The organism is Pseudanabaena minima str. Chao 2107 (assembly GCF_051131155.1).
GTDB classification, from domain to species: Bacteria; Cyanobacteriota; Cyanobacteriia; order Pseudanabaenales; family Pseudanabaenaceae; genus Pseudanabaena; species Pseudanabaena minima.
Window position 1 is genome coordinate 3,243,721 of record NZ_CP159508.1, and the last position, 26,331, is coordinate 3,270,051.

Annotated in this window: 24 protein-coding genes; 11 read left to right on the top strand and 13 right to left on the bottom strand. The window is 42.5% G+C overall.

All coding sequences use genetic code 11. The features are described from left to right. The first annotated feature begins 48 nt into the window (after window positions 1-48). On the top strand, window positions 49-1,347 hold the full coding sequence (gene hisD, locus ABM313_RS14795) for a histidinol dehydrogenase (RefSeq protein ID WP_434683950.1): 1,299 nt from the start codon (window positions 49-51) through the stop codon (window positions 1,345-1,347). A 132-nt stretch (window positions 1,348-1,479) separates the two neighbouring features. Here hisD and ABM313_RS14800 read toward each other — a convergent pair whose 3' ends face one another. The 4 genes from ABM313_RS14800 to ABM313_RS14815 form a co-directional block, all read right to left on the bottom strand. Next, window positions 1,480-2,082, bottom strand: a complete 603-nt coding sequence (locus ABM313_RS14800; protein WP_434683951.1) for a Uma2 family endonuclease — start codon at window positions 2,080-2,082, stop codon at window positions 1,480-1,482. 115 nt (window positions 2,083-2,197) lie between these two features. Next, entirely contained in the window at window positions 2,198-3,298 is a 1,101-nt protein-coding gene (gene thrC, locus ABM313_RS14805; protein ID WP_434683952.1) for a threonine synthase, read from the bottom strand. A 289-nt stretch (window positions 3,299-3,587) separates the two neighbouring features. Beyond that, complete coding sequence (locus ABM313_RS14810) at window positions 3,588-3,854, bottom strand: (2Fe-2S) ferredoxin domain-containing protein (RefSeq protein ID WP_434683953.1); 267 nt, start codon at window positions 3,852-3,854, stop codon at window positions 3,588-3,590. 99 nt (window positions 3,855-3,953) lie between these two features. Continuing rightward, window positions 3,954-4,796 (bottom strand): Npun_R2479 family HD domain-containing metalloprotein, encoded by an 843-nt coding sequence (locus ABM313_RS14815; RefSeq protein ID WP_434683954.1) that lies wholly within the window; start codon window positions 4,794-4,796, stop codon window positions 3,954-3,956. Between the two features lie 592 nt (window positions 4,797-5,388). Here ABM313_RS14815 and ABM313_RS14820 point away from each other — a divergent pair. From ABM313_RS14820 to cobM, 3 genes are all read left to right on the top strand, one after another. Beyond that, window positions 5,389-5,958, top strand: a complete 570-nt coding sequence (locus ABM313_RS14820) for a hypothetical protein (RefSeq protein ID WP_434683955.1) — start codon at window positions 5,389-5,391, stop codon at window positions 5,956-5,958. A gap of 82 nt (window positions 5,959-6,040) precedes the next feature. Continuing rightward, window positions 6,041-7,087, top strand: coding sequence for a cobalt-precorrin-5B (C(1))-methyltransferase CbiD (cbiD, locus tag ABM313_RS14825; protein ID WP_434683956.1), 1,047 nt, complete (start codon window positions 6,041-6,043; stop codon window positions 7,085-7,087). A 46-nt stretch (window positions 7,088-7,133) separates the two neighbouring features. Continuing rightward, window positions 7,134-7,892, top strand: coding sequence for a precorrin-4 C(11)-methyltransferase (gene cobM / locus ABM313_RS14830; protein ID WP_434683957.1), 759 nt, complete (start codon window positions 7,134-7,136; stop codon window positions 7,890-7,892). Between the two features lie 287 nt (window positions 7,893-8,179). Here the strand turns inward: cobM and ABM313_RS14835 are convergent, their stop codons facing one another. Then, on the bottom strand, window positions 8,180-8,665 hold the full coding sequence (locus ABM313_RS14835; protein WP_434683958.1) for a CGLD27 family protein: 486 nt from the start codon (window positions 8,663-8,665) through the stop codon (window positions 8,180-8,182). Between the two features lie 123 nt (window positions 8,666-8,788). Continuing rightward, a complete protein-coding gene (locus tag ABM313_RS14840) occupies window positions 8,789-9,400 on the bottom strand; it encodes a LysE family translocator (protein WP_434683959.1) in 612 nt (203 codons plus the stop codon). A gap of 142 nt (window positions 9,401-9,542) precedes the next feature. On the opposite strand from ABM313_RS14840, the gene ABM313_RS14845 reads away from it, so the two are divergent. Further along, the gene (locus tag ABM313_RS14845; protein ID WP_434683960.1) at window positions 9,543-11,144 is read left to right on the top strand and encodes a SpoIID/LytB domain-containing protein; all 1,602 of its coding nucleotides are present in this window, start codon (window positions 9,543-9,545) and stop codon (window positions 11,142-11,144) included. Between the two features lie 90 nt (window positions 11,145-11,234). Here ABM313_RS14845 and ABM313_RS14850 read toward each other — a convergent pair whose 3' ends face one another. Together ABM313_RS14850 and ABM313_RS14855 are read right to left on the bottom strand one after the other, a co-directional pair. Beyond that, the gene (locus tag ABM313_RS14850) at window positions 11,235-11,351 is read right to left on the bottom strand and encodes a Photosystem I reaction center subunit IX (RefSeq protein WP_071590168.1); all 117 of its coding nucleotides are present in this window, start codon (window positions 11,349-11,351) and stop codon (window positions 11,235-11,237) included. 107 nt (window positions 11,352-11,458) lie between these two features. Continuing rightward, complete coding sequence (locus tag ABM313_RS14855) at window positions 11,459-12,034, bottom strand: Photosystem I reaction center subunit III (protein ID WP_434683961.1); 576 nt, start codon at window positions 12,032-12,034, stop codon at window positions 11,459-11,461. A gap of 317 nt (window positions 12,035-12,351) precedes the next feature. Between ABM313_RS14855 and tsaD the strand changes: the two genes are divergently transcribed. After that, entirely contained in the window at window positions 12,352-13,377 is a 1,026-nt protein-coding gene (gene tsaD / locus ABM313_RS14860; protein ID WP_434683962.1) for a tRNA (adenosine(37)-N6)-threonylcarbamoyltransferase complex transferase subunit TsaD, read from the top strand. Window positions 13,378-13,449: 72 nt separating this feature from the next. Here tsaD and ABM313_RS14865 read toward each other — a convergent pair whose 3' ends face one another. Beyond that, window positions 13,450-14,835 (bottom strand): 1-acyl-sn-glycerol-3-phosphate acyltransferase, encoded by a 1,386-nt coding sequence (locus ABM313_RS14865; RefSeq protein WP_434683963.1) that lies wholly within the window; start codon window positions 14,833-14,835, stop codon window positions 13,450-13,452. 455 nt (window positions 14,836-15,290) lie between these two features. Between ABM313_RS14865 and ABM313_RS14870 the strand changes: the two genes are divergently transcribed. Both ABM313_RS14870 and ABM313_RS14875 read left to right on the top strand, forming a co-directional pair. Next, window positions 15,291-15,596, top strand: coding sequence for a hypothetical protein (locus ABM313_RS14870; RefSeq protein ID WP_434683964.1), 306 nt, complete (start codon window positions 15,291-15,293; stop codon window positions 15,594-15,596). A 110-nt stretch (window positions 15,597-15,706) separates the two neighbouring features. Then, window positions 15,707-16,489: a carbonic anhydrase gene (locus tag ABM313_RS14875; RefSeq protein WP_434683965.1), complete on the top strand. Its 783-nt coding sequence runs from the start codon at window positions 15,707-15,709 to the stop codon at window positions 16,487-16,489. Window positions 16,490-16,548: 59 nt separating this feature from the next. Here ABM313_RS14875 and ABM313_RS14880 read toward each other — a convergent pair whose 3' ends face one another. Continuing rightward, window positions 16,549-16,851: an ArsR/SmtB family transcription factor gene (locus tag ABM313_RS14880; RefSeq protein WP_434683966.1), complete on the bottom strand. Its 303-nt coding sequence runs from the start codon at window positions 16,849-16,851 to the stop codon at window positions 16,549-16,551. 137 nt (window positions 16,852-16,988) lie between these two features. Between ABM313_RS14880 and ABM313_RS14885 the strand changes: the two genes are divergently transcribed. Beyond that, window positions 16,989-18,071, top strand: coding sequence for an alkene reductase (locus tag ABM313_RS14885; RefSeq protein ID WP_434683967.1), 1,083 nt, complete (start codon window positions 16,989-16,991; stop codon window positions 18,069-18,071). A gap of 490 nt (window positions 18,072-18,561) precedes the next feature. Here the strand turns inward: ABM313_RS14885 and ABM313_RS14890 are convergent, their stop codons facing one another. Then, entirely contained in the window at window positions 18,562-20,865 is a 2,304-nt protein-coding gene (locus ABM313_RS14890; protein WP_434683968.1) for an MASE1 domain-containing protein, read from the bottom strand. A 562-nt stretch (window positions 20,866-21,427) separates the two neighbouring features. On the opposite strand from ABM313_RS14890, the gene ABM313_RS14895 reads away from it, so the two are divergent. After that, entirely contained in the window at window positions 21,428-21,646 is a 219-nt protein-coding gene (locus ABM313_RS14895) for a hypothetical protein (RefSeq protein ID WP_434683969.1), read from the top strand. A 292-nt stretch (window positions 21,647-21,938) separates the two neighbouring features. Then, the gene (locus ABM313_RS14900) at window positions 21,939-24,416 is read left to right on the top strand and encodes a dynamin family protein (protein ID WP_434683970.1); all 2,478 of its coding nucleotides are present in this window, start codon (window positions 21,939-21,941) and stop codon (window positions 24,414-24,416) included. 41 nt (window positions 24,417-24,457) lie between these two features. Here ABM313_RS14900 and ABM313_RS14905 read toward each other — a convergent pair whose 3' ends face one another. Together ABM313_RS14905 and ABM313_RS14910 are read right to left on the bottom strand one after the other, a co-directional pair. Continuing rightward, window positions 24,458-25,123 (bottom strand): response regulator, encoded by a 666-nt coding sequence (locus ABM313_RS14905; protein ID WP_434683971.1) that lies wholly within the window; start codon window positions 25,121-25,123, stop codon window positions 24,458-24,460. Window positions 25,124-25,204: 81 nt separating this feature from the next. Next, window positions 25,205-26,317: a sensor histidine kinase gene (locus tag ABM313_RS14910; protein WP_434683972.1), complete on the bottom strand. Its 1,113-nt coding sequence runs from the start codon at window positions 26,315-26,317 to the stop codon at window positions 25,205-25,207. Window positions 26,318-26,331 lie beyond the last annotated feature (14 nt).

Sequence of the window (26,331 nt, forward strand, 5' to 3'; positions counted from 1 at the left end):
GAATACAGGTTAAGCTAGGATTAATCATCGCTTCTTACGTCACAATCTATGCTACGAATTGTCACCCAGAGAACTGAAGCAGAATCCGAAATCAAGCGGATTTGCGATCGCATTTATGACGATCAGATGATCCACAAGGAAGCCACCGTCACCGAAATCATTCAAACGGTAAGACGCAAAGGCGATACAGCCCTGCTGCACTATACCTCTGAATTTGATGGTCAAGACTTCACGGCTGCGGAACTGCGCGTCAGTGGATCGGAACTTGATGCGGCTTATCAACAGGTCAAAGGTGGTCTGCTCAAAGCGATCGAGATGGCGCATCAGCGTATCGAAGAATTTCATAAGATGCGTGTACCCAAAAGCTGGGTGCATTTTGGCGACAAGGATGTAGTTTTAGGTAAGCGCTATACACCTGTCGATGCTGCGGGTATTTATATTCCGGGGGGAAAAGCTGCTTATCCAAGTACCGTTTTGATGAATGCTGTACCTGCGAAAGTTGCAGGGGTCAAAAAGATTGTGATGGTTACTCCTCCCGGTCAGGAGCGCACGATTAACCCTGCCATTCTTGTGGCAGCACAGGTAGCTGGAGTAGAAGAAATTTATCGTGTCGGTGGCGCACAGGCGATCGCTGCTTTAGCCTATGGCACAGAAACTATTCCTAAGGTTGATGTGATCACAGGTCCGGGCAATATTTATGTCACCCTTGCCAAAAAACAAGTATTCGGTCGTGTGGGTATTGATTCGATCGCAGGTCCTTCGGAAGTATTAATCATTGCTGATGCGAGCGCAAATCCCACCTATGTTGCTGCCGATATGCTTGCCCAAGCGGAGCATGATCAAATGGCAGCATCAATCCTGCTCACCAATGATTCACGCCTTGCCAATCGTGTCTCCGAAGAAGTAAATCGGATGCTCGAAAATCATCCCCGTCGGATGATGACTGAAAAGGCGATCGCCCATTATGGCTTAATTGTGGTGGTTGATAGCCTGAAGACTGCTGCCGAACTATCCAACCAGTTTGCTCCCGAACATTTAGAACTAGAGGTCGAAGAGCCTTGGCAATTAGTTGATCAAATCCGTCATGCGGGGGCAATTTTCATCGGACATTCTACGCCCGAAGCTGTGGGGGATTACTTAGCAGGACCAAATCATACTTTGCCAACCTGTGGCGGTGCGCGTTACTCGTCAGCGCTTGGGGTCGAGACTTTCTTAAAGCATTCCAGTTTGATCCAGTACAGTCCTGAAGCCCTAAAAGAAGTATCAGGGGCGATCGCTTTGCTCACGGAAGCTGAAGGCTTACCGTCTCACGGTGACTCAGTTAGTTTACGTCTAAAAGATTCGTAACCACGATGGTTATAGCCAATTCTCCGCCAACGTTAACAATTCTGGAAAATGGCGATCGCTTAGATCGCCTTGAATTTGAGCGACGTTATACAGCCTCAAATATCAAAAATCGGGGCTTTAGCGAGCTGAGACTCATGAGATGGGAGGCAGTATTGAAGTTAGGTTAATCGCCAAATCAGGAAATGCTAAAGGCGAAACTTGGCTAGGTTCGGAAAGAATGAGATGTTCGATGTAGCCAGTTGCTGTTGGTTTGCGAAAGATATGCAATTGACGTTTTTGAGGAGCTAATACCCAATAGTCAGCAATACCTGCTTTAGCGTAGAGTTTATCTTTGGTTTCACAATCCTGCTTTAATGTGGAGTCAGCAACTTCTACGATGAGATAGATTTGCTCAGGATATGGATGTTGGTCGGTATAGTCGAGAACCGTTCCTTGGGCGATCACTAAATCTGGTTCGGGTTCCGAGAAATCATCTAAATGAATAGGATCTTGAGTGCGAACTAGTGCCGAATTGCCAAGGCGATCGCGGAAAACATTGGCAAGCAAATGTAATGAAGTAACGTGGGGCGTTCCTTTGGCTGCCATTAAGGTAATTTGTCCGTCAAGTAGTTCCGTGCGCTCATTGCAATCCAAAATCCCTAATTCACTCATGCGCCGATAATCGTTAGCAGTCCAACGTTTAAGGATGCTTGACTCCAGAGTGATCCGAGAAATAGTTTCATTGCCAAGAGCCATAGTTTACTTGAGTAGTTATCTCACGAACAATGATAAATATCTGATTTTTCATGTTGCCGCAGGCAACATGAAAAATCAACAAGCATTTTTACATATCAGTTGCGAAATGCCATAATTAAAAGCCCATTACTTTAGCGACGCTGGTAATGTCTGGAGCAATGCCCTTATGTAACTTGGACTCGGCACAGGCGATCGCTGTGTCAGGGTCTTTAATGCCATTACCTGTGAGGACACAAACAATCGTTGACCCAGAGGGAATTTGATCGCTGACCTTCAGTAACCCTGCAACAGAAGCGGCACTAGCGGGTTCACAGAAAACGCCTTCTTCCCCAGCTAAGAACTTGTAAGCTGCTAGAATCTCGACATCGGTGACACTGTGGAACTCGCCACCACTTTCTTCGCGGACTTTGAGTGCCTTTGCCCAGTTCGCAGGATTGCCAATTCTAATCGCTGTAGCGATCGTTTCGGGTTTTTCAAAGACTTGTCCTGTAACGAGAGGAGCAGAACCTGCGGCTTGAAATCCCATCATGCGGGGCAGTTTCTTGGCTTTGCCCGATGCGTAATACTGCGAGAAGCCCATCCAGTAGGCGGTAATATTACCCGCATTACCCATAGGGATACAGAGCCAATCTGGAGCATCGCCGATCGCTTCGACTAATTCAAAGGCGGCGGTTTTCTGTCCTTCTAAACGGTAAGGATTGACGGAATTAACTAACGTAATCGGGAATTTTTCCGACATTTCCCGCACAATTTCTAGGGCTTGGTCAAAGTTGCCATCGATCGCAATGACTTCAGCTCCATAAATCAGAGCTTGGCTTAACTTACCGAGCGCAATCTTGCCATCGGGAATTAATACAAAAGCTTTGAGTCCACCACGTTTGGCGTAGGCGGCGGCAGCGGCGGAGGTGTTACCTGTACTCGCGCAGATTACCGCCTGTGATCCTGCCTCCTTCGCCTTGGAGATCGCCATCGTCATCCCGCGATCTTTAAAACTGCCAGTGGGGTTGAGTCCGTCATACTTGAGCAGGACTTTGATATTGCGCCCTAGTCTTTGACTAAGCGCGATCGCGGGAATTAGCGGAGTATTGCCTTCATGCAAAGTTACGATCGGCGTTTGGTCTGTAACTGGCAAATAATCCGCATAGCGACATATCAGTCCGGGCCAACCATTAGGAACTGTAGAGGCAGGGTAAAGATCGAGACGAGTATCAATCACGCTTTCTTATATAAAATGCTTATAAACTATCAAACCTAGTTTAGCCTGATACCAATTTCAAAATCCTGACTGGGTTTGAGTTGTACTGGCAAACGAGTATAAGCTTATATATTACTGCAAATAGTTGAAGCGATCGCCAAAATAATATAGGGGACAGCAATTCTCATTACGAAACCGATGTTGGAGTTTCCAGTACCTTTGGTACTGGAAACTCCAACACCAGTTTTTTGAAAGCCCAATAGGAATAAGCGGCAAGGATGAACGGCGCTTCGCGCCGCCCATCCCTTATCTAGCCAAAATAACGATTTAGTAAGCTACTAACCTGAGACGGCTTGACATAGCTATGGCGATCTTTATTAGGCATAATCATTAAATTAGGCGCTTGGTGGCAATGATTTTGACATCCCGTTTTTTGAATTTGAATGCGATCGCTCCATCCGCGATCGCGCAATTCCTGTTCCAAACGCTGGTACACCTCTTTACCGCCCTGTAGCCAACAGTCAGATTTTTGACAGATCAAAATACTAGATGCTTGATTCTTTTTTTTCTTAACCACACTGTAAGTATCACTAGAGAAATCTAAAGTTATAAATGAAGGCGGCGCTGCGTGCTGCCTTCATAAACAAAGAGAGGACGTTTCACGTCCTTTCTTTGTTTATGGCTGATATTCTGGCTTTTCATGCTCAACTACAAACACATTGGAATAGAGATGAGCCACAATCTCTTGACCCTGCTGTGTCAGTGATAAATAGTAAAGAGCATCTTTGACAAATGGGTATACGCTTGTCCAATAGAACTTAGGATAGTTTCGGCGTAAATCCCCTGGGTGGGCATATCCAAGAGCCGCATTTACACCAGTTTCTTCAAATTCATAGAATAAAGCACCTATTTTCTTGAGATAACGCGGATCACTAAGTTGTCCTATCAAATCTGCCGATCGCACTAGCCCTGCAAAATGTGTCGTATCTTGGTGGTCACCAGTTTTAGGTACAGGAAATCGTGTTAGTTCAATATTGCGGCAAATTTTTTCGGCTTTAATCAAAGAGTGATTGGCAAAGCGTTGATTTACAAATAGTTTGGCGCGATCGACATGATATGGCGTTAACCCCGCATCGGAAGCCCCTGCGGGCAACTCCACCATTGCATCACCAATTCCCGTGGCAAACTTACCATTACCATCCTGAAGACAAACACCTTTGACATAGCCGATATCATGACAAACCAGAGAAATGATGTAATGCAACCAATCTTCAGGCGAGACTCGACCTTCACGAATATGTTTACCGCGTAAAATTTCTTGCCCAACTAACGTTACTAAAATCGTATGTTCGACATTATGGTAGAGCGCATCGCTATTGGCTATATTTTCCAGAGCCATATTGCCAGCCCAACCGATGATATCTTCGTAATCATGTAGATAGCCACCATAGGTACGGCGATATCCTAGCTTTAGTTGTTCAACAAAGTTACCTATTAGGAGTTCAGTTGCATTAAACATAAATCTTCGTGTACCTATGTAAAGCCAAAATCTACTCTAAATAATAAGCCCAACTCTTATTTTTGGCGCAATCATCAATAAAATTCTTAGAAATTACTGCTAAGTAGCTAGGCATAAGTAAGCTAAAAACCCAAAAGGTTGTTCCGCCCGCGTAGCGGGCGGAACAACCTCTGGTTTTAGATTTTAATTAAGCCCAGCTACTTAGTTTTTTGCATTACAACAATTACCAATTCAACTAACTATAGGTAGGTGTCGTCACTTGCTTTAGAACACAATCAAAAACAAAGAAGAGAATGGCGGCGATTCGCGCCGCCATTCTCTTCTTTGTTTTTATACCAAAACACTTGACGCTAGCTATACAAAGAATTTTTGCAAGTGTTGCTTCGCAACACTTGCAAAAATTCTTTGTTTGGATTTGAGTGCAAAGAGATGAAAGACTTAGCGAAACTACAAAATTGGGATGAATATGCTTGATTTTGCCATCTTAAGTTTGTTGATTTAGTGGTTTTAAGTTGAAGCAAAAAGTACTATATGTGCAATATGGTTAAGGTAGTATTATTGGGTTGATGAATCTTACTCCTAAATATTAAATATGCTTAAACACTTCGCTGGTCGTTTGTTACTGCCTCTATCCGTTGCTTTGGCAGTAGCTTCATGTCAGCAGCCTAGTGCTACAACATCTCCTTCGCCGTCAGTGGCAGCTTCAGCCTCTCCTACTGCTAGTCCCTCCGAATCTCCTAAGGCTGATGCATCTCCTAAGGCTGATGCATCTCCTAAAGCCGATGCATCTCCTAAAGCCGATGCATCTCCTAAAGCTGACGCATCCCCTAAAGCCGACGCATCAACTAAGGGAGATGCTCCTTCCACAGGAAAGACCAAAGATATTGATGCCTTGGTCAAAGAAAATGCTGAGTACAAGGAAATGTACGATGCAACTAACGGCATTAAGTATATCGGTTTAGTCGAAACAGAAACTTGTAAGGCTTTGGATCAAGGCGTGCCTTTCCCCACTCTAATTGATGCGCTCGAAAAGGAATTTGACAAGCAAGGTAGTTCCATGCCCGCAGATAAACTCACGAAGTTGAAAGAATATACAGGTTTTGTCGTTGGTGCTAGTGTAGTCATCTCTTGTCCTCAACACAAAGATAAGATTAAGTCTTAATTTTCTAAGTAACCTACATAAACTAAAAAGAGAGACAGCACCTAGCACTGTCTCTCTTTTTTTGAGCGCTATAATTGCACATATGAAATCTGGTTATACTCTGCCTGTATTTGCGATCGCTGCTGCTAAAGCCGCAATTTCTGCTATACACAAAAACATCGTAACTTCAGTCAACCTTGATTTATTAGACTCTGGTTCTGGTGAAGTGGCGATCGCCCAAAGTGCAATTATTGATGAGAATACTGCTCTAGCGATTGCAATCAGCGATCCAGGCGATAACCTTGATCTGACGGCAGGAACGCCCATCTGGGCATGGGTAACATTAGAATCTACAGAATCTACAATTGGTGGGGAGCGAATAATTTTAGAAGCAGGGGAAGGCTTAGGAAAAACTGCTAATGGAAAACCAGCGATCTATCAATTAGCGCGAGATTTAGCAGAAGTGAATCTCATCCCATTACTACCAAAAGGTATTACTGCGAGAATTAGATTCATTTTACCTGAAGGTAGAGCATTGGCTAAACGTACTTCTAATGCTGCTTTTGGTATTTTAGAAGGCTTATCTTTACTAGGTACTTCCGCAATATCAAAACCACTTTCTGTTGAAGATAAATTGGAGGAGTTTCGCTTAGATTTACGTAGCAAAGCTATAAATTCCCAAGAAATAGTCTTTTATATTGGTGCAAATGGTTATCAAGTTGCTCAAAATTTAGGATTTCAGTCTTCGCAATTGGTACAGACAGCCAATTGGTTAGGTGCAATGTTAGTAGAAGCAGCCCTCTTAGGCGTAACTTCAATCACTATCGTGGGCTATCATGGCAAATTGTTAAAACTCGCTGGTGGAATTTTTAATACTTCTAGTCATTTAGCTGATGCCAGAATTGATATTTTAGTTAGAGCCGCAGTAAATCAGAAGTTACCATTTGACCTAATTCAAGAAATAGAAAGTCTATCCACTGCTGAAGCTGTGCATAGAGTATTAGTTGAGCATGGATACGATCACCAAATATTCCAATATCTCACCGATCAAATTACGCAACGCACCACAGCCTATATCCAAAAATATACGGATCGCCAGATTGAGGTTAAAACAATTTTATGTGATCGCTTAGGGAAGTTAGTTGTTTAAGATTAAAAACAACGCTTTGCGTTGTTTTTAATCTTAGGGTTTTGTAATGCAACCAGTTTATATTGTTGGTGCGGGACCTGGTGACCCAGACCTCATTACTGTTAAGGGGCGAAATCTGCTTACCAAGGCTGATGTGGTCGTTTATGCCAATTCGCTTATTCCTGACTCAATGCTGCAATTTTGCCGCCCCGATGCCGAAATTATTCCTACTGCGAGCAAATCTTTAGAAGAGATTTTGGAAATAATAATCGACAGAGTGCGATCGCAAAAATTAGTAGTCCGTTTGCATGATGGCGACCCTAGTCTATACGGTGCTATTCAAGAACAAATGGTTGCTCTCAGTGAAGCCCAAGTTCCCTTTGAAATAATTCCTGGGGTGAGTGCTTTTCAACTAGCTGCGGCTCGTTTACAAGTAGAACTAACGGTTCCTGAATTAGTGCAGACAATTATTCTCACGCGCATTAGTGGGCGTACTCAAGTCCCTGAACGTGAAGATCTATCAAGTCTTGCATCTCACCAAGCCTCTCTATGTCTCTATCTCAGCGCTCATCATGTCGAGAACGCCCAAGCAAAATTAATGGAACATTATCCAGCCAATACGACAGTAGCAATTTGTTATCGCTTGGGTTGGGATGATGAGAAAATTTTGACAGTTCCTCTTGCAAATATGGCTTCAGTTACACAAAAAGAGAACTTAACTAGAACAACTCTATTTGTGATTAGTCCTGCTTTAAACCATATCAATAAGGTCGAAAAAGGGCGATCGCAGTTATATAGTTCTCACTACAAAAGACTTTTTCGTTAATGTTAACGTGAGTTCGATATAGCCATTTGCGGCGTGCTTCGCACGCCGCAAATGGCGAAAAATGGTAAGAATCGCTTAGCGATTCTTACCATTTTTCGCTTTCGTCGAACTGACGTTGATGTTAACGAGCGTTCGGGATAATCTACAAAATTTTAGAAGCCAAAACAGTAAAAGCCTCGCAAAGCGAGGCTTTTACTGTTTTGGCTTTTAGAGAGGGTTCGCACCGCAAGACCTTTCTAGGAAATAGTTTGAAATTAACCCGAAAAGTCGCTGTTTGTGTATGGCATTTAGCCGAAAATCTTTAGAGAGCCAAAGCCAAGGGCGAGAAACCCAATGATCCCCAAAAGTGTTTTTTGTAATCTCGTCATGACTGGTTTGATTTCGTAAGTGACTAGCAACCGATCCTTGGCTAGGTCTGCTTCTGGTTTTTCCCATGTCTGCCCATCATACCAACCCGATTCTTCATAAAAAATCTTCGCACTATCTAGCCTTTGCTTGACATGACTCCACCCTGATAATAGCAGCAGCACTGGCAAAATCAGACCTACTGCACCGCCAATGCTCGCCACACAGATAAATTGCCACAAATGTCGGCTTGGGGACTCGATGCTCATCGCCACTGGCGCAAAAACAACGGTAAATCCTAGCCACATGAACAACAACACTCGCAAATATTGCGATCGCGCTAGTTTTGCCCAACGATAGAAGAACGCTTCCTTAAGTTCAATATATTCATTAAGTGGTTGTTGGTCTTTGGGAACTGGACAGGTCATGGGTTATATGATGATGAGCAAATATTCTGTCAGTGTAACTCGTTTCAATAAATTTAAGAGCTAAAGGACACGCAGTAAAATTTTTAGTGATGCGGCAAAGCCGCATCACTAAAAATTGAGAAACTATGCTTTAACAATTACAAATATGCCTACAGCAATCATTACGCAGCCAGCAACTAGGTTGATTTTGTTTTTGGTTTTAGAACTGGCGATCGCACTCACTTTATCTGCCATAAGTGCATACATAAGCTTGACACCACCTACAGCTAATGTGGCAACCAAGATAACAGCGATCGTATCTAAATAAGATATTTTCGAGACATCAAGAAAGGCGGGCAGAAAGCCAAGATAGAATAATGTCGCCTTTTGGTCACCTAAAGTAATGACTAAACCCGTTACAAAACTAGAAAACAAAGAGGAATTTACAGGCTTCTTAATCGTCATCTCTTGCACTTTTGACCTACATAGACTAATTCCTAGCCATACCAGATAAGCCCCACCAAGGTATTTGATCACAATGAAGAGACTTCCCATCGCTTCAGAAAGAAACGATAAGCCCCAAATGGCGATCAAAATAAAAATAATATCTCCCGTTACTAAGCCAATGGTTGTGAAAACGCCGTCAACAAATCCATAGGTAGCTGCTCTTGTAGTTACAGTTAACACACTGAGACTAGGAATCGCCGCTAAGACAACCATGGCAATGAACAGGGAAACAATATTGCTAAATGTCATAGCTGAGTGCAATTTTAGAGTTTTGATGAAAGTTAGCCGACAGCTGACTTTCATCATATTTGATGGCAAAGCCCTTACTATTGGGGAAATTATCCTAGAGTAGGTGTAAAATGTCTAAGTTTCTGAAAATGTTGGGCTTGACATGCTAAAGACTTTCGGTATCATCCGCCAAACCGTAATAGTGACTATTTGTTCATTTACGCTCACAGCAGGTGAATTTGTTCAAGCTCAATCTGACTCCAATCCCATCTTAAAAATTGGTATTGTGCAGCGTTTTGGAGAAAGACCCCAAGATCGTCTGACCCTCAAAGCAACATCAGGTGGACAACTGACACTTTCTTTTCCCTCGGCTGATGGTAAAACTACACAAACTATTACAAGCGATCGCGTAGTGATCGAAGTCGCATCACAGCCATTATCGCCACCAATTCTCGAAGAGAAGATCGTTCTTAGTAATCATCGTAGTTTTGAGAATGCGGCTGCAAGTGCCTTCCATTGGAATGATAAAGGTATTCAAACAGAAATAGCTCAGCCAAGACGTTGGCAAGTGTGGACAAAGCGTGATGTCTATGACTCAATGTTATTGCGCTATTTGATGTTTTATACCCTACGATCGCAAGGTAATTTAACCGTACAACTTGATCGCCGTATATTGCCTCAAAAAGCGATCGCCTCCTTTACCATCGGAGATTTTCGATATAATCGCGATCGCCTTGATGTTAGTAGCAGTACAGGAATTGTCGAAGTTAGCTACCAAAGAGAGAATAAATCCGAAATTAGCAATCGCCCCTATGCAGGTACTCTCAAATTACAATCTAATGCCCACCAAAATTTTACGCTAGTTAATAATGTTCCCTTGGAAACCTATGTGCGTGGTGTGGTTCCCCATGAAATTGGGTATAACGCTCCCTATGCCGCAGTCCAAGCGCAAGCAATTTTAGCTCGTACTTACGTGTTGGCTAGTTTGCACCGTTTTAAAGTCGATAACTATGAACTCTGTGCTGATACTCAATGCCAAGTCTATCGAGGGTTAGAAGACACAACAGAAGTAGCTGATCGGGCGATATCTGATACCAGAGGCTTAGTACTAACCTATAACAATCGGGCGATCGATGCTCTGTATTCCTCAACTACAGGGGGCATTACCGCCAACTATAACGATATTTGGGATGGCACACCTCGTCCCTATTTACAATCGGTACTAGATCTTGCGAAGCGTCCAGACAATATGCGATCCGCAAATATTAGTGACGATAAGAACTTGAAAGCATTTTTAGAGCGGCAAGAAGGGTTTAATGAAGCAGGGTGGAAAAATCTGCGGTGGCGGAGAATTGGTACGCTAGAAGAGTTACAAACATCTTTGAAAAAGTTTTTACGCTTCTCTGGAGACAATACAACAAACTTTAGTGCGATTAAGCAATTACGAGTCTCCAAAAGAGCAGCTTCGGGAAGAGTTTTAGAGATGGAAGTAACCACTGATACTGGCAAAATCCTCGTCAAAAAAGATGAAATCATCGATGCTTTCGATCCGCCTGACAGCACGTTTTTTAAACTAGAGCCAATTTATCAAGATAAGGTATTAACTGGATATGCTTTTGTTGGTGGTGGTTTGGGGCATGGTGTCGGCATGAGTCAGACGGGTGCTTACAATTTGGCGCGTATGGGCTGGACTTACGATCGCATTCTCAATTTCTACTACACAAATGTCCAGCTAGAAAAGCTCCGTCCTGAACATTACCAATAAAAAAGAGATAGCACGCATTGAGTGCTATCTCTTTTTTATTGTGGAGAGTTAAATTAAGAGCAACGCTCTTAATTTAACTCTTTTCAAAATTTAGAAAGGAAATGTCAGGGTGTCTGGGAATAAGCGATTAGCTTCAATCAATACACCAGCCGTAATGGTCATCCATACAGCAGCTAAAACAGGAGCAGATGATAAGAAACCTTTCAATGGAGTTCTCCTTTTAAATAGTTTTGATAAATTCTCTAAGTGGGAATATGCTGAGTGTAATTTTTAAAAGCTTTGCAAAACAAAGCTTTTAAAAATTACTTGCATATCTAGCGAGGTGAGACAGTAACTTCGTTTTCAGGAGCTACTAGTTCGCCAGTACCAAATTCTTTGAGAGCAGCAAGGGGCCATGCAAAGCCAGTTAGCATGTACTTAACAGCTAGAGGAAGATCGATGAGGATTTCCTTTTGAGCTGCGGTTGCTGCATCCTTACGGATCGCAATGAGGTAAGCACGACCTACCCAGCCAATCCAACCAGCGATGTATAGGAACATCAAGGCAGGAATAGTGAATTCGCCAGCGCGATCCCAGCGACCATCACTGATCAAGTGAGGTAGACCATCGTCTCCACAAAGTAAGCCTGCTTGAGCATACTTAGCAAAGCGGGCTTCAGTTTGAGCAATTTTACCTTTGAGGTATTCCGCAGGACCACTGCCAGCTTTGAAGTTAGCGAGACGAGCGGTGTAACCATCAACTTCTGATGCCAAACGATCTTGGAATGCAGAGGAAGTGGCACAAGGAGTCAAAGCATTGAATGAGAACTCTGCATATGCAGCAGGGGTTGCAGCAAGGCTCACGCCAAACCACAAGCTAATAACTAGAATGAGAGCAAAAAGTCTTTTCATAGACTGACCTTAATTTACCTTGGTTAAGATAGGCAAAAATAACGAGATTTTAGTTTGAGAACTTAGCCTCAGATCCTATATCAGCGATCGCGCCTTGGTAAAGCAATCTTCACATCCTGTAAAGTAAGTTATCAATTACGGGTTTTTAGCTTTTAGCTGTTAGCCATTAGCTTTTAGCTGTTAGCCATTAGTTTTAGGCTTTTTTAGAATATGTAAGTCCCCTCAAGGCTAATCGCTAATAGCTAACAGCCACTTGTATCATAAGTAAGTCCCCTAAAAGCTAATCGCTAACAGCTAATTGCTAACAGCCTATTAAAATGCCAACAATCCTTGCGATCGAATCTAGCTGTGATGAAACTGCGGCGGCGGTGGTATGCGATCGCCAAATTCTTAGTAGCGTAGTTTCATCGCAAATCCAGACCCATGCCCTCTATGGTGGCGTTGTGCCTGAGATTGCGGCGCGTCAGCATGTGGAGACGATTAATCCTGCGATCGCCCAAGCCTATCGTGAGTCTGGCAAAACATGGGCTGATATTGACGGGATTGCGGTGACTACTGCTCCTGGGCTAATTGGTTCACTGATGATTGGGGTGACAGCGGCAAAAACTTTGGCAATGCTACACAAAAAGCCTCTCATTGCCGTGCATCACCTTGAGGGGCATATATGTTCAGCTTTGTTAGCTGATCCAACTTTAGAGCCGCCTTTTCTATGTTTACTAGTCTCTGGCGGACATAGCAGTATTATTTTGGTGAAGGACTACACCGATTATCAGGTGATGGGTAAAACTCGCGATGATGCTGCGGGTGAAGCCTTCGATAAAGTAGCAAGGTTGTTAGGTTTGGGTTACCCAGGGGGACCAGTAATCGACAAGATTGCGATCGCGGGAAATCCTAAAGCCTATAAATTGCCACAGGGTCGCATCCCAGATTTTCCCTATGATTCCAGTTTTAGCGGGTTAAAGACTGCTGTATTGCGCTTAACCCAAAAGCTAAGCCCCAATGGCGAAGAGTTGCCGATCGCTGATATCGCCGCCAGTTTTCAAGAAACCGTTGCCACAGCCCTTGTCACACGCACAATTAAATGTGCGATCGAGCATAATTTATCAACAATTGTGGCGGTTGGTGGTGTTGCCGCGAATAGTGCTTTGCGATCGCGACTAGTAGCAAGTGCCGCAGGGCATGACATTCGTGCCATTTTCCCGCCTTTAAGTCTATGTACTGATAATGCAGCAATGATTGGTTGTGCAGGAGCAATTCACCTCGCACGCGGCGAAACTTCATCGATGAATATTACTACGCGATCGCGTTTGAATCTAGAAGATTGCCAGAGTTTATATGCATAAATAAAGCGCCGCTTGGCAAAGCGCCGCTTGGCAAAGCGCCGCTTGGCAAAGCGCCGCTTGGCGGCGCTTTATTTACATAGCCGAGGGGAGAATTAAATTTTTCATGGCAATATGAATTTCTTCAGTGAGCTTTTTAGTACATTCCTTAGCAGAGGTACGACTGGATTGATATTCGGCTAGCCGCTCGGAGACAGATAATGGCTCAGCCACTGAGATTGTTAATTTTCGCTTGCCAAAATTAGGAGTTTCTTTAAAAACTGACTCTTGATTGCGCTCAGTGACGCGCTGTAAAACGCTCCACATTAACTTCAAAACTTCAATATAACGACTAGGACTGGGACGTTGACGCACGTAATCACTGGTGACACCGATTATGCTCTCAGCAATTCGCATATGCCAATTGCTATAGCTAGCTTCAAGAGCTAATTGATCAGCAAAGCCACGCTCCACTTCTGATAACTGCTCAATATCCTGAATGTCATTGCGAAAAATGCGATCCCATCCTGCTTGTTCTAGGCGACGGCAGCGATCAATCGGTGTACCCTTTGCCTTGATGCCAAAATTCATTTCGGCAACACTCAAAATGCGTTCGGCTAACTCCTGCAAACTAATTGCCAGATCATCAGAATTGTTGTTGCTGCTATCAATTTTGACATAGTTACCATAGAAGGATTTGTAATAACCACTGACCCATTGCACAAGGTAAATCCCCAAGTCGTAGAGTCTTTGGTATCTGGTATCAGGTGTAATTTCAGGTTTACTAAGACCACATTCTTTTTCAATTGTAGCGATCGTTTGATCAATTTTGTCCCAAGCCTTAGTCGAATACTCGTATTGAATCCCCACAGGAATGATTAACATTTCCTCAGTGCGCCCTTCTTTTTGCAAATCTTCGGCAGCCCAGAACCCGATCTGAGCAATTCCTGGTTCTAGTTCCGCAACGGTTTCACTTTTGCCATTTGTACCGCCTTCTGGAGCCATTGATAAAGGCACATCGCCATTAGTAATTTGCTTACGCATTAGATTTAATGCTGGGCGATCAAGTTTACCTCGAAATATAGAAATCCCTCCCAATGCTGGAAATAGCCAATTGATATAGTCCCCAGCCCATAGAGAAATGCCGCGATCATACACAAAACCGCTATGGGGTAATGTCGTTAATTTGATCCCCATTTCTTGCGCTTGCTCTGGCACTGCGTAGGCTAACAGATATAACATCGCAAAGGGATCATCTGTAGTGGGATGCCGAAAAGCAAGCATATAACGAGCTTTGCCGTCCTGAAACTTTTTTGTAGCTTCAACAAGGCGATCAATATATCGAGTTTCAATCTGCCTGATGCCACATTGCCACCACAACCACAAAGGCGTTAACAGCCGTATGATTTTCAATATGAATTGATTGGCTTTGGGCGGATAAACTTTGAGAGGTGGTTGGACGCGAGTCAGATCTACTGCCATGATTTCCGTTGTATGTATAGCAATACGAATTAAAACACGCAAAGCGTATCTTCGCGATTTTAGCTGTTTTATCAACTAAATAAATCTAGTTACAGCGCTTTATGCTCAAACTCGAACCAAGAAATTTTTGGGAAGTGTTGCAAAGCAACACTTCCCAAAAATTTCTTGGTTTATTTGATCGGTAATTGCTGCAAGCTATAAATATAGCTGTCGCCATTCTTATTAGGACATAAACCCCAAATAGTATGAGGCAGTTCTTTGCACTGCCTCATACTATTTGGGGTTTGATTTGAGCTATAGCTATACCAAAATAGAGTGGCGGTGCTAAGCACCGCCACTCTATTTTGATTGCAATTTCAGCTAAAGAGCTATTGTTCTTTGCAAGATAATAGATGAATATTTCTAATCAAATATTTTTAAATACTTTTAGCAACAAATTTAATTCAGTGAACGCTATGCTGACGAATATACCTGTGGTACTAAACGATTTTGGTGCATATTTAAAAGCTAGTGGTAGAAGATTTCAGTGGATTGCCCCAAAAAAAGACACTAAATTTCGGACGATCGCATGGTCAAGTGGCACGATGTTGCTTTTGCGCGTCATACTACCTAACCGTAGATATGCAGTGGCAAGAATATATTGTGCAACTCAAGAGATTTTACAAAAAACCCATCAACATTTAATTAATGGCGATCGCCTATCGGTGAAACTGGGTTTTCAACTAACGCGATCAATATGGTGTGCAATTCCTCAAGTATAAAAAGGGGGCGCTTTGCGCCCCCTTTTTTTATCGACACAAATCGCTATACACTAAACATTAAGCAAGAAACACAAGCGATAAATTGCTGCATCCAAGGTCAACACTGGTATATGAGAAAGCTACTAAAGGGTTTACACAAGTTTCAATCGTCCTATTTCCCTGCCAATCAAGAGATTTTTGAACAACTCGCTGAAGGACAAAAACCGCGAGTACTGTTTATCACTTGCTCCGATTCGCGGATTGTGCCGCATCTCATTACTCAGTCAGGTGTTGGCGAACTATTTGTAATTCGGAATGCAGGAAACTTAGTACCGCCCTTTGGTGCGGCAAATGGTGGCGAAGGCGCAGCGATCGAATATGCGATCCATGCCCTCGGTATCGAGCAAGTAATTATTTGCGGACATTCTAACTGTGGCGCGATGAAAGGTTTGCTCAAGCTAGAAAAGCTCAGAACTGAAATGCCACTAGTCTATGAATGGCTACAACATGCTGAGTCAACTCGACGCTTGATTATCGAAAATTATGCTGATACTAAAGGTGAAGAGTTAGTTGCAATTACGATGGCAGAAAATGTCGTCACCCAAATTGAAAACCTGAAAACCTATCCCGTAATTCGCTCGAAATTGCATCAGAACAAGATGTCCATCTATGGCTGGATCTATGACATTGAGACTGGTGAAGTACTTGCCTACAATCCTGAAACCGATGAGTTTGAAGTTCCCCAAACTTTGCTAGCCAATACGAGTAATGCGCCCAACGAACATTTTGTGCATACTGATGCCCCACCAATTCCATCCGCCTATCAAAAACCTAAAAATCCTGGTGATTTAGCTTCATGGATGACCCCTGAGCAAGCTAATCGCATTTATCGTGGTTCAGCCACAACCAGATAGAGCAAGGTGGTGAAGCACTAAGCGCCGCACCACCTCTTAGGTTTTGCCAAGGAACGTATTTAATCTATTCCTTGTAAAATTGCATCTAACAAGTTTGGAAACCTTGCATCTAAATCCTCACGACGCAAGGAATTATAATGCTGCGTACCTTCTAGACGTGTATACATAATCCCCATATCACGTAGCACTTTAAAGTGATGAGATTGAGTGGATTTGCTCATTTCTAAGCAAAATTCGCCACAGGTAATTTCTTCCTTAGTAGCCAACATTTTCACAATTTGTAAGCGCGTCGGATCGCTGAGTCCATAGAGAACTCCTGTTAGAGAGATATTTTCGCGATCGGGGTGATGATATTGACGCATTACGAAAGGCTGAACAAATTAACTTAGGAAAAAAGTAAAGCTTTTTCTCTAAGTTAATTATCCCACGATCTTGCATAAATTTCTATAGTTCGTATATAATCGAACTATAGAAATTTATGTAGCCATCAGTTAATCAAATGAGCGCTCCTCTCCTCTCCTCAGTTAAGCTCGGTCGTTATACATTGCCCAATCGAATTGTGATGGCTCCTTTAACGCGCAATCGAGCTGCTGCTGGTAATGTACCTACAGCCTTAAATGCTCTGCACTACGAACAAAGAGCTTCCGCAGGATTGTTGATTACAGAAGCAACACAGGTTTGTCCTGAAGGTTTGGGCTATCCTAATACCCCAGGGATTCACTCTCCTGAACAAGTTGCAGGCTGGAAACTCGTTACGGATGCTGTTCATGCGAAGGGTGGCAAAATCTTTTTACAACTTTGGCATGTGGGTAGAATTTCGCATCCAGATTTACAACCCAATGGCATATTGCCCGTCGCACCATCGGCGATCGCACCTGAAGGTGAAGTTGCCACTTACACAGGTATGAAGCCTTACGTTACACCTCGCGCTTTAGAATTAGATGAGATTCCTCAAATTATTGAACAATATCGCCTCGGCGCAAAAAATGCACTCGAAGCTGGCTTTGATGGCGTAGAAATTCACAGCGCGAATGGATATCTATTGGATCAGTTCTTGCAGGACAATACTAATCACCGCAACGATATCTATGGTGGATCGGTAGAAAATCGTGCTCGTCTACTGTTGGAAGTAACTGCCGCAGTTGTAGATGTATGGGGTAGCGATCGCGTCGGAGTAAGGCTTTCTCCTAGTGGCACATTTAACAGTATGTATGATTCAAATCGTGCTGTTACTTTTGGCTATGCCGTTAAAGAATTAAATCGCTTTAATCTTGCCTATTTACATTTAGTCGCGCCCAGAGTTGAAGGATTTGGATCCGCCGAAGATCAACCTGATCTTGGTGCTGATTTCTTCCGTCCAATTTTTAATGGCACAATTATTACTGCGGGTGGTTATAGCTTTGAGACTGGTAATGCGGCGATCGCATCTGGATCAGCCGATCTGGTTGCATTTGGTCGTCTCTATATTGCTAATCCTGACCTCGTAGAACGTTTTGCTGCGAATGCTCCACTAAATAAACCCGATCGCAATACCTTCTATGGTGGCGATGAGAAAGGTTATACCGACTATCCTAGTTTATAAGCAAAAGAGAGTTCGCTTTGTGAATTCTCTTTCTCTTATTAGCTGATGTTACGTAGAACAAAGATCGTCATAATGTTGCTATGTCATCTTAAAACTGATGTTACGTGGAACTCAGATGATGAATCTCTTGTTGCTAGCACGACAGGGCAACCACGGGGGGATTGCCCCTACTCCAATAATTTAGATTTTCGTAGGGGCTGTCCCACAGGGCAAGCCCTAGACTTAGATGATCGTAGGAATTCTATCCACGTAACATCAGTTAAAAGAGGATTTGGAGACCAAATCCCTACATATTTGTAAAGGTAGGAGCTTGGTCTCCAAGCCCAAATCTTGGTTTCTAATCAACCCGTTTCAACGGGTTTGAGCTTTTAGCCTGCACTTGAGTGCAGGGCTACCTATTTATAAAAGGTAGTCCTAAAAAGGAAAGGATTTATGGTGGTAAGGATGGGCGGCGCGAAGCGCCGCCCATCCTTACCTATTTAGCACTACCTTATAAAAGACTATGAGTTTGAGTTCGCTTAATAGCCGCAATTAAATTCTCTATTTGGATAGGCTTACTCAAAAAGTCATCCATTCCTGCTGCCAAACACTCCTCGCGATCGCTAGGCATAGCATTTGCGGTCATCGCAATGATCCGAGGACGCATAGCAAAATTCCATTCTTCTAAAATCTTGGCTGTAGCCTCTAATCCATCCATTATAGGCATTTGAATATCCATAAACACCAGATCATAATTACGCGATCGTAGCATTTCAATTACTTCAAGCCCATTATTGGCAATATCGACGATGTAGCCCAATCTTTGAAACAGCCGTGAAGCAACTTTCTGATTCACAATGTTATCTTCAGCAAGTAAAATCTGTAAAGGGTACTGCTGGGCTAACTTGGAGTCAAACCCACGATGGGAATTGCTCACTTGATCAGAATTTCTTGACAGCTCATATTGGTGAGCATCATAATCACTTGCACCATAGCCCATAGGATCAACAACTTCAAATGGTAATCGTAAATTAAAACAACTACCTACCCCTAATTCACTAGTGACACTAATTTCACCTCCCAGAAACTGAGCAATTTTTTGACTGATGGCTAACCCTAATCCTGTACCTTGAGATTTAAACTTATGCTCACCCACTTGCTCAAAGGGTAAAAAGATTTTGTTCAGTTTCTCAGAGTCAATCCCTATGCCCGTATCTGCGATCGTAAATAGCACATATACAACTTCAGATGTAGACGAAATAGAATTGGAAGAACAAGTTATCGCATTAATGTAGATAGAAGAAGCAAGCTCAGAAATCATCTCTTGATTAGTCATTTTACTAACTTCAAAAGTCACTGCGCCTCTATCTGTAAATTTCAAAGCATTACCTAATAAGTTAAAGAGAATCTGCTTCAATCTCTTAGCATCTGTATGTATCATTTGAGGTAAATCAGGTGCAAACTCACAAATTAAGTCTATCCCTTTTTTATTTGCTAAAGCTCGAAAACTCTCACTCACTCCCTGCAACAGTTGCAAAAAATGACAATCCATTGGCTGGATTTCCATTTTACCTGCTTCAATTTTGGAAATATCAAGAATATCTTCAATTAAAGATAATAAATGGAATCCAGCATTATAAATGATTTGCAAATCTTCCTTTTGCTGTGGCAAAGCACCTTCGTCTTCCTGAAGCAATTGAGTGATACCAATAATGGCATTGAGTGGCGTGCGTAACTCATGGCTCATACTAGTCAAAAAGTGGCTTTTTGAACGATTTGCGGCTTCGGCTAATTGTTTAGCTTGGGTAAGTTCCTGATTACTCTTAGTGAGGAGTTGTGATTTCTGAAGTAGTTCCATTTGAGATTTTTTTAAATGATTGCTATTGCGACGTTGTTCGTTAATTGTTCCTGACAAAATCAATGTAAATGAAACAGTCGCAACGATAAAACTTTGTAATAACAGTAAGGATTCATTAATATTGACTCTTGCGAATGATCCTGATCCTTTGAGTGTACCAACAATCGCAATTATGGCAATCAGCAAAATCAAATTAGTAGCTGCAAAATGTCCAAAACGGAAAGTTACCCATACCAAACAGGGAATAATTAGATATTCAATGGGATAAATACCAGCAAAAGCAGTTTGAGAAATTGTTAGTACAATGACTAACATCACTAATGCTTCCAAAAGATGTAGAGGCTTAGTTTGGCGATAGAAGTAGATTAGTTTGTAGTGGGTAATCTCACTCCAACTTAAGAGCGTCGGGGTTAATACAAAAATGCCTGTCACATTGGACACCCACCAAGTTAGCCAGACATTTGCGTACTCAGACCAAGCGATCGTACCGCCCAAGCATAGAGCCGTTACACCCGCTGTTGCATTCACCATCGTTCCCATTAGCCCCGTCAGCCAGAAAAACTGGGCAACATTCCGAAAGTTTCTCAGCGGACTTTCTCGCCCAATCCCCCGACGTAACAGATAACTACCCAAACCAATTCCTGTAGTTGTACCGATCGCAATTATTGTGACTTGGGCAATAGATTGTACTAGATGTAAAGTGGTATCGGTTTTCAGAAAAGCCCAAATATTTGCTAAGAAAGAACCGATAAAAACCCCAAGAAGTAGGCGATCGCCAAACAGCAAAATCGCAGCAGAGGCAAATCCATCAGGAAACCAAACAGGTGTAACATCTTGAGGAGTAGAAGCAAGGCGACGACAGATTTCGGCGAGCCCATAGTAACCTGCTGCAACTATGACGATACCAAGGCAATTGATACAGGTTTTCCAAATAGATTTGTGTTGACGAAAAATCATAGGAATTCTCAACATATTGCTGTACCTAATAGCTCAATTCCGTATAGCCATTTAACTGATTGTAGATGGTAGTTGCTAAATACTGGCTCTCTAGCCTTGATCCTTGTAAAAGAGGGATGAGTAGATGAGTAACTATACTTCTACATCCCCTTCTCCCTGCAAAGAGGATGGGTTGGGAAATAAGGCGCATTTTTCTTACCAAGTCAGCTATTAAAAGATTGTATTCGGTTAATTGAGCTTATTTTTACAAAAAACAAAGAATTTTCTTGCGCATTGTATAGCAATGCTAGAGATAGCTACACCGAAAATATAAGTGGCAGTGCAAAACTCTACCACCTATATTTTCGGTATTTACTTGTCCTAAACTTACATTGCCATAGTCTGTTTCATGTTGAGAGATCACTGTTCATTAATGATCTAGATCGTTGGTTGTTGTAATTGCAATCGTGATTTTGAGTGCTGGAGATCGTTAATTTGTCACTATTTGAATCACCAATAGACTTAGCGATCGCCACGATAATAATGATGTCCAGAATTGATATGCGAACTGAGGGGGACTTCTATGACACCTACACAAATAGCCAGAACCCAAGAATTACTGAGCAAGCATCAGTTTCAGCTTTTCTTTCAACTCAGTAAGATTCGTGGATGGATGGGAGAACTATATTTAGAATTAGTTTTATCCGATGAAGATGTTGAATATATCTATCGTTCAGAAACTGATATCTGCAATTATCAAGATGATCAAAAAGAACTGAAATCGCCCTATCTAATGCGATGAAATCACCCCATCAAAGGAACTACAAGAAGCTTTTGAAAGTGTTGCTTGACAGTACTTTCAAAAGCTTCTTGATTTAGATTGAAGCGGAAGATATTGTAAATACTCTCTAATACCAATTCATAAAAGTATGAGTGACTTTTATGAATTGAAAACTAAGCCCAGTAAGAGGTTAAAAAACACAAAATAGTGTAGCCATTTCGTGTTTTGGTGTAAATTACGGTAATTTAACGGGTATCTACATGATATATTCAGGTTAAAGCGTTAAATTTTCTTAAATTAAGGATCTGCTTGCATGACACTCCTCTCCCTTTTTCCACAATGTCAAGACTTACAAGCACAGGTTGAGTCGATTTTACAACTTTTGCAACAGGAGCCAAATTTGCGATCGCAGCAGGATGGCAGCATTGTTCAAGCTTCCCTCAGAAAAGCGATCGCCCCAACCTTTGAGATTGTATTTGCGGGGGCTTTTAGCGCGGGTAAATCAATGTTGATTAATGCACTGTTAGAGAGGGAATTGCTCTACAGTGCCGAAGGACATGCTACGGGGACGGAATGCAAAATTGCCTTTGCCAAAACTGGGGAAGAACGGGTTGTATTAACTTTCTTGAGTGAAGTGGAAGTCCGCGAACAGGTACAAGCTCTGTCTGAACTGATTGGACAGGTTGCACCAATGAATATTAATCAACCTGAATCTCTCAAGCAGTTGCAAATCCTAGCCCTAAGTGTAATTGAGCAAGAAGGTGGTAAGAGCAAATCGAAACGTGCCAAGGATGCTGATGCACTAAACCTATTGCTCGAAGGATTCACGAATAACCGCGATCGCATTAGTTCGACAGCCAATGCAACCTACTCAATGGAACAGTTTGGTTTTGACAATCTCAAAAAAGCTGCTGACTATGCAAGACGCGGAGCCAATAGTGCAGTTCTCAAACGGGTGGAATATTATTGCAATCATCCCCTGTTACAAGATGGCAATGTGATTATCGACACCCCTGGGATCGATGCACCTGTTAAGAAAGATGCAGCTTTAACCTTTGAGAAGATTGAGCATCCCGATACTTCAGCAGTAGTATTTGTGCTTAAGACCGCAGCTACTGGAGAGATGACTTCTGAAGAAACAGAATTGAGTGAAAAAATGCAAGGTAATGCGGGAATTCGCGATCGCGTTTTCTATGTATTCAATCGCATTGATGAGACTTGGACGAATGATCAATTGCGAGATCGCCTCAATCACACAATTTCCAGCCAGTTTCGCAATAGCTCAAAAATCTATAAAACCAGTGGATTGCTAGGTTTCTATGGCAGTCAACTTAAGAACACAAGTATTAGCGATCGCTTTGGTTTGGACTCAGTATTTGCCGAAAGTGTTAAGTCTGTGGGCGGCGAAGAAGGCACACCACAATTTGTCAATGAATTTAACAGCTATTGTTTAGTCTCTGGCAAACTGGACATTACTAAGTTCCCAATTCCCTACAGCGTTTTAGAAACCAATGTTAAAAATGAGAAGTATGTACGCTTGCTCAGCCATTCAGGAACAGCACTAATCGAGCAACTAATTAAGGATAGTGGCATCGAAGAGTTTCGCACTGCGATTACCCGCTATCTGACCACTGAGAAGCGCCCACTGTTGTTTGCCGATCTTGCTGATGATTTACAACCCATTTGTATTGCACTGCGCCAGTCCTATCTCGAAGCATGGCTGAATCTGGAAAGCCAACCTCGCGATATTGAAGCGATCAAGTCTCAAGAATTGCAGAAACTCAGTCAAGATTTGAAACAAATTGGCGATCGCTTGCGTGAACATATTGCTCAAGAAGTAAATGTAGCAGTTGCTAGCGATCGCAATGAACTTTTAGAGACAGATTATCTGAAGCTAAAAACCAAGATGGTCAGACGTTTAGACGAACTGATTGTCAGTTTTTCAGTTGCTATGGTGCATCAACGCGCTCAAGCTAGCCATCGTCGTAACTCTGTAGTTCCTGTAATGGGAATTTTAACTGAGGGCTTCTATTTCTTGGCAAATGAGCTAGAGGATGTGCTGGTGGAATGCTCTAGAGAAATTATTGCTAATTTCTTCCAAAATATGATTGAACAGATTAAAAAAGCTGACTATTACCGTGAACTCTATCGCTTACTTGGTAATGATGGTGAGACAGAGAGCTATCTTCAAAGTTTAATGGTCAAAGCCTCAGATGCTTTGGTCAATGAAGCTAAAACTGAATGCGATCGCTATGTGCGTGAACGTCCAACCTTCTACGCAGACGGGACTGTAGGTTTTTGGCAGTTGCAACAAACCTTACAGCAAGCCTGTCGCGGTTACGACTATCAGAGTATGATCGAGTCTGAACCCGCTATCCGTCAACTGCTCAAACTAGATTTTGAGTACAAAGTCAAAGACACCGTAATTCGCACTTTCCGTCAGACAATTAATCAAACTCTAAATACTCATTTACTCGGTGGTGCAGATAAGCAAGCGGATAAAATTTTGCAGCAATATGATCGCGCCCGCGAATATCTCGCTCAAACCCTCGAAAAAGAAGCTCAATCTAAGGTTGACAATAATCGCCGCTTGCAAGGCGAGGTAAAACACAATATTGATGCCTATAATGCCGCAGTTTCCAACATTAACCAGTGTTTAGAAGCAATGCAATTGACTCGCAAAAAGCTGCCAATTATCAGTGAGTCTGACCTACTGATTCCAACAGCGATCGCAGAGACAGTAGAGGCTGACTCTTCTATCGTTGATGAAGGAGAAAATACAAAAGCATAAATTTTAGTGGCGCGGTTTCGCCGCGCCATTAAAATCTGTTCTTATTTTTGATTCAGGCTGTTTTGAATCGCGATCGCTTGTTTGCGATCGCTTACTCCCAACTTGTGCAAAATTGCATGAATATGAACCCTTACTGTCCCTGACGAAATATAAAGTATCTCTGCGATTTCTTGATTGGTCTTGTGTTCAGACATTAAAACGAGAATCTCTTTTTCCCTTCGCGTCAAAGTATCAATTTTTGCTCCAGATGAATCATCTAAAGTAAGTTCAGAAGATTGATTTTGAAAAGTATGATGGATTTCAGCAGTAGCAGTAGCATCCCACCAAGAAGCCCCAGCAATCACCGAGCGCATCGCCAAAATCAACGTCTCGGCAGCAACGCCCTTAAGACAGTAACCCTGTGCGCCTGCGGTGACTAAACGGGAAATAAGCGATCGTTCATTACGTGAAGTGAGTACCAAAATTGGTAAGTTCGGATGATTCATTTTGATTTGGCGACAAGTTTCTAGTCCACCCAACCCTGGTAAACCGATATCAAGCAGGACGAGATCAAATGGCTGCTGTTTGGCAAGATCGATTGCCGTTTCTCCATCATTAGCCTCCGCTAAAACTGCAATTTTAGTTTCCTGTTGCAAGCGCACCTGTAAACCGAGGCGAAAGAGCTCGTCGTCTTCAACTAACAGGATTTTGAGGTGATCTAAGGTCATTTTTTTTAGGGTAAACTTCAGCACCAAGCACCAAAGTTGAAGTGATATTGTCAATTCAAGCTGGCAGGATACCGATCCTGTCTAGGCACTGTTATGGGATGAATAGGGCAAAGCTGGCAGACGGAATCCAAAAATTGCACCTTGGAGATGATGATTTTCTGCCCAAATTGTACCGCCATGAGCTTCAATAATTTGGCGAGTTAGATATAAACCTAGCCCAGAACCAGTAGCTAAGCGATCGCTCTGCCCTTGATAAAACCGTTCAAATAGGTAGGGTTGCTCGTCAGGCTTAAGCCCTGCACCAACGTCAATTACTTGGACAATCTGAAGCGAAGATTGGGTTTCTAGCACCAATTCTACTTTTGCACCTCGCGGAGAATGATTGATTGCATTAGTCAGTAAATTTGTAAAAACTCGCCGCAATTGGAAGGCATCACCATGCACCCATAGGAATTTGCGAAAGTCTGATTCTCCATAATTTAGGTTCAAATAAACTCGACGACTAGTAGATAGACTCAAAAGTGAAGTTGCCACATCTTCCGCTAGCATGGCTAAATTAATTGGTTCTAATTGTAATTGCAAACCTTCCGTTTCATTGCGATAGACATCAAGAAGGGTTTCCACTAGTTGCAGACTATTCTGATGACTGCGAATCATGGTTGCGACTACAGTTTTTTGTTTGGCATGAATAGTGCCAAATTGTTCACGGTCAAAGGCTTGGAGAGTCTCGATCGCACCAAGTAACGGTGTACGTAAATCATGGGCTAAAGTGGAAGCAAAGTCTTCACGGACATTCATGATTTTCTCTTGTGCTTGCAGTTTTGACTGTTGCTGCACCAAAATTTGCTGTGTTTGCCGATAGCGATCGCACAGAATCGCGGTCACGATTAGAGCTAAAATAGTCACCAAGCGATTGACAATCATGGAAACTTGAATTGTTTGATGATGAGGAATCCAGATATTGATGAGCGTCAACACCACCGATGCAAGTGTGAACAGAAAGGTACTAGTACGGCTCAATTGGGAATTAGCGATCAGTATGGGACTGATGTAGAGATAACCCATCACATATTCGGGCGGTGTAGAGAATTCTAAAACAATCACCAACCCAACCAAGCCTATGATCTTCCAAAATGAAGGCGATCTCCAAGGTGATGATTGTTTAGCTATACGTATAGAATTTCTCACAACCATTCGCCTTTCTCAAA

Coding starts and splice junctions, on each gene's coding strand:
- ABM313_RS14890 (WP_434683968.1), bottom strand. CDS start 20,865: ATGATTTTTCGTCAACACAAATCTATTTGGAAAACCTGTATCAATTGC.
- ABM313_RS14855 (WP_434683961.1), bottom strand. CDS start 12,034: ATGAAAAGACTTTTTGCTCTCATTCTAGTTATTAGCTTGTGGTTTGGC.
- ABM313_RS14880 (WP_434683966.1), bottom strand. CDS start 16,851: ATGCGTCAATATCATCACCCCGATCGCGAAAATATCTCTCTAACAGGA.
- cobM (WP_434683957.1), top strand. CDS start 7,134: ATGCAACCAGTTTATATTGTTGGTGCGGGACCTGGTGACCCAGACCTC.
- ABM313_RS14875 (WP_434683965.1), top strand. CDS start 15,707: ATGAGAAAGCTACTAAAGGGTTTACACAAGTTTCAATCGTCCTATTTC.
- ABM313_RS14870 (WP_434683964.1), top strand. CDS start 15,291: ATGCTGACGAATATACCTGTGGTACTAAACGATTTTGGTGCATATTTA.
- ABM313_RS14910 (WP_434683972.1), bottom strand. CDS start 26,317: ATGGTTGTGAGAAATTCTATACGTATAGCTAAACAATCATCACCTTGG.
- ABM313_RS14800 (WP_434683951.1), bottom strand. CDS start 2,082: ATGGCTCTTGGCAATGAAACTATTTCTCGGATCACTCTGGAGTCAAGC.
- ABM313_RS14845 (WP_434683960.1), top strand. CDS start 9,543: ATGCTAAAGACTTTCGGTATCATCCGCCAAACCGTAATAGTGACTATT.
- ABM313_RS14835 (WP_434683958.1), bottom strand. CDS start 8,665: ATGACCTGTCCAGTTCCCAAAGACCAACAACCACTTAATGAATATATT.
- ABM313_RS14885 (WP_434683967.1), top strand. CDS start 16,989: ATGAGCGCTCCTCTCCTCTCCTCAGTTAAGCTCGGTCGTTATACATTG.
- ABM313_RS14815 (WP_434683954.1), bottom strand. CDS start 4,796: ATGTTTAATGCAACTGAACTCCTAATAGGTAACTTTGTTGAACAACTA.
- ABM313_RS14820 (WP_434683955.1), top strand. CDS start 5,389: ATGCTTAAACACTTCGCTGGTCGTTTGTTACTGCCTCTATCCGTTGCT.
- ABM313_RS14900 (WP_434683970.1), top strand. CDS start 21,939: ATGACACTCCTCTCCCTTTTTCCACAATGTCAAGACTTACAAGCACAG.
- ABM313_RS14905 (WP_434683971.1), bottom strand. CDS start 25,123: ATGACCTTAGATCACCTCAAAATCCTGTTAGTTGAAGACGACGAGCTC.
- ABM313_RS14865 (WP_434683963.1), bottom strand. CDS start 14,835: ATGGCAGTAGATCTGACTCGCGTCCAACCACCTCTCAAAGTTTATCCG.
- tsaD (WP_434683962.1), top strand. CDS start 12,352: ATGCCAACAATCCTTGCGATCGAATCTAGCTGTGATGAAACTGCGGCG.
- cbiD (WP_434683956.1), top strand. CDS start 6,041: ATGAAATCTGGTTATACTCTGCCTGTATTTGCGATCGCTGCTGCTAAA.
- ABM313_RS14895 (WP_434683969.1), top strand. CDS start 21,428: ATGACACCTACACAAATAGCCAGAACCCAAGAATTACTGAGCAAGCAT.
- ABM313_RS14840 (WP_434683959.1), bottom strand. CDS start 9,400: ATGACATTTAGCAATATTGTTTCCCTGTTCATTGCCATGGTTGTCTTA.
- hisD (WP_434683950.1), top strand. CDS start 49: ATGCTACGAATTGTCACCCAGAGAACTGAAGCAGAATCCGAAATCAAG.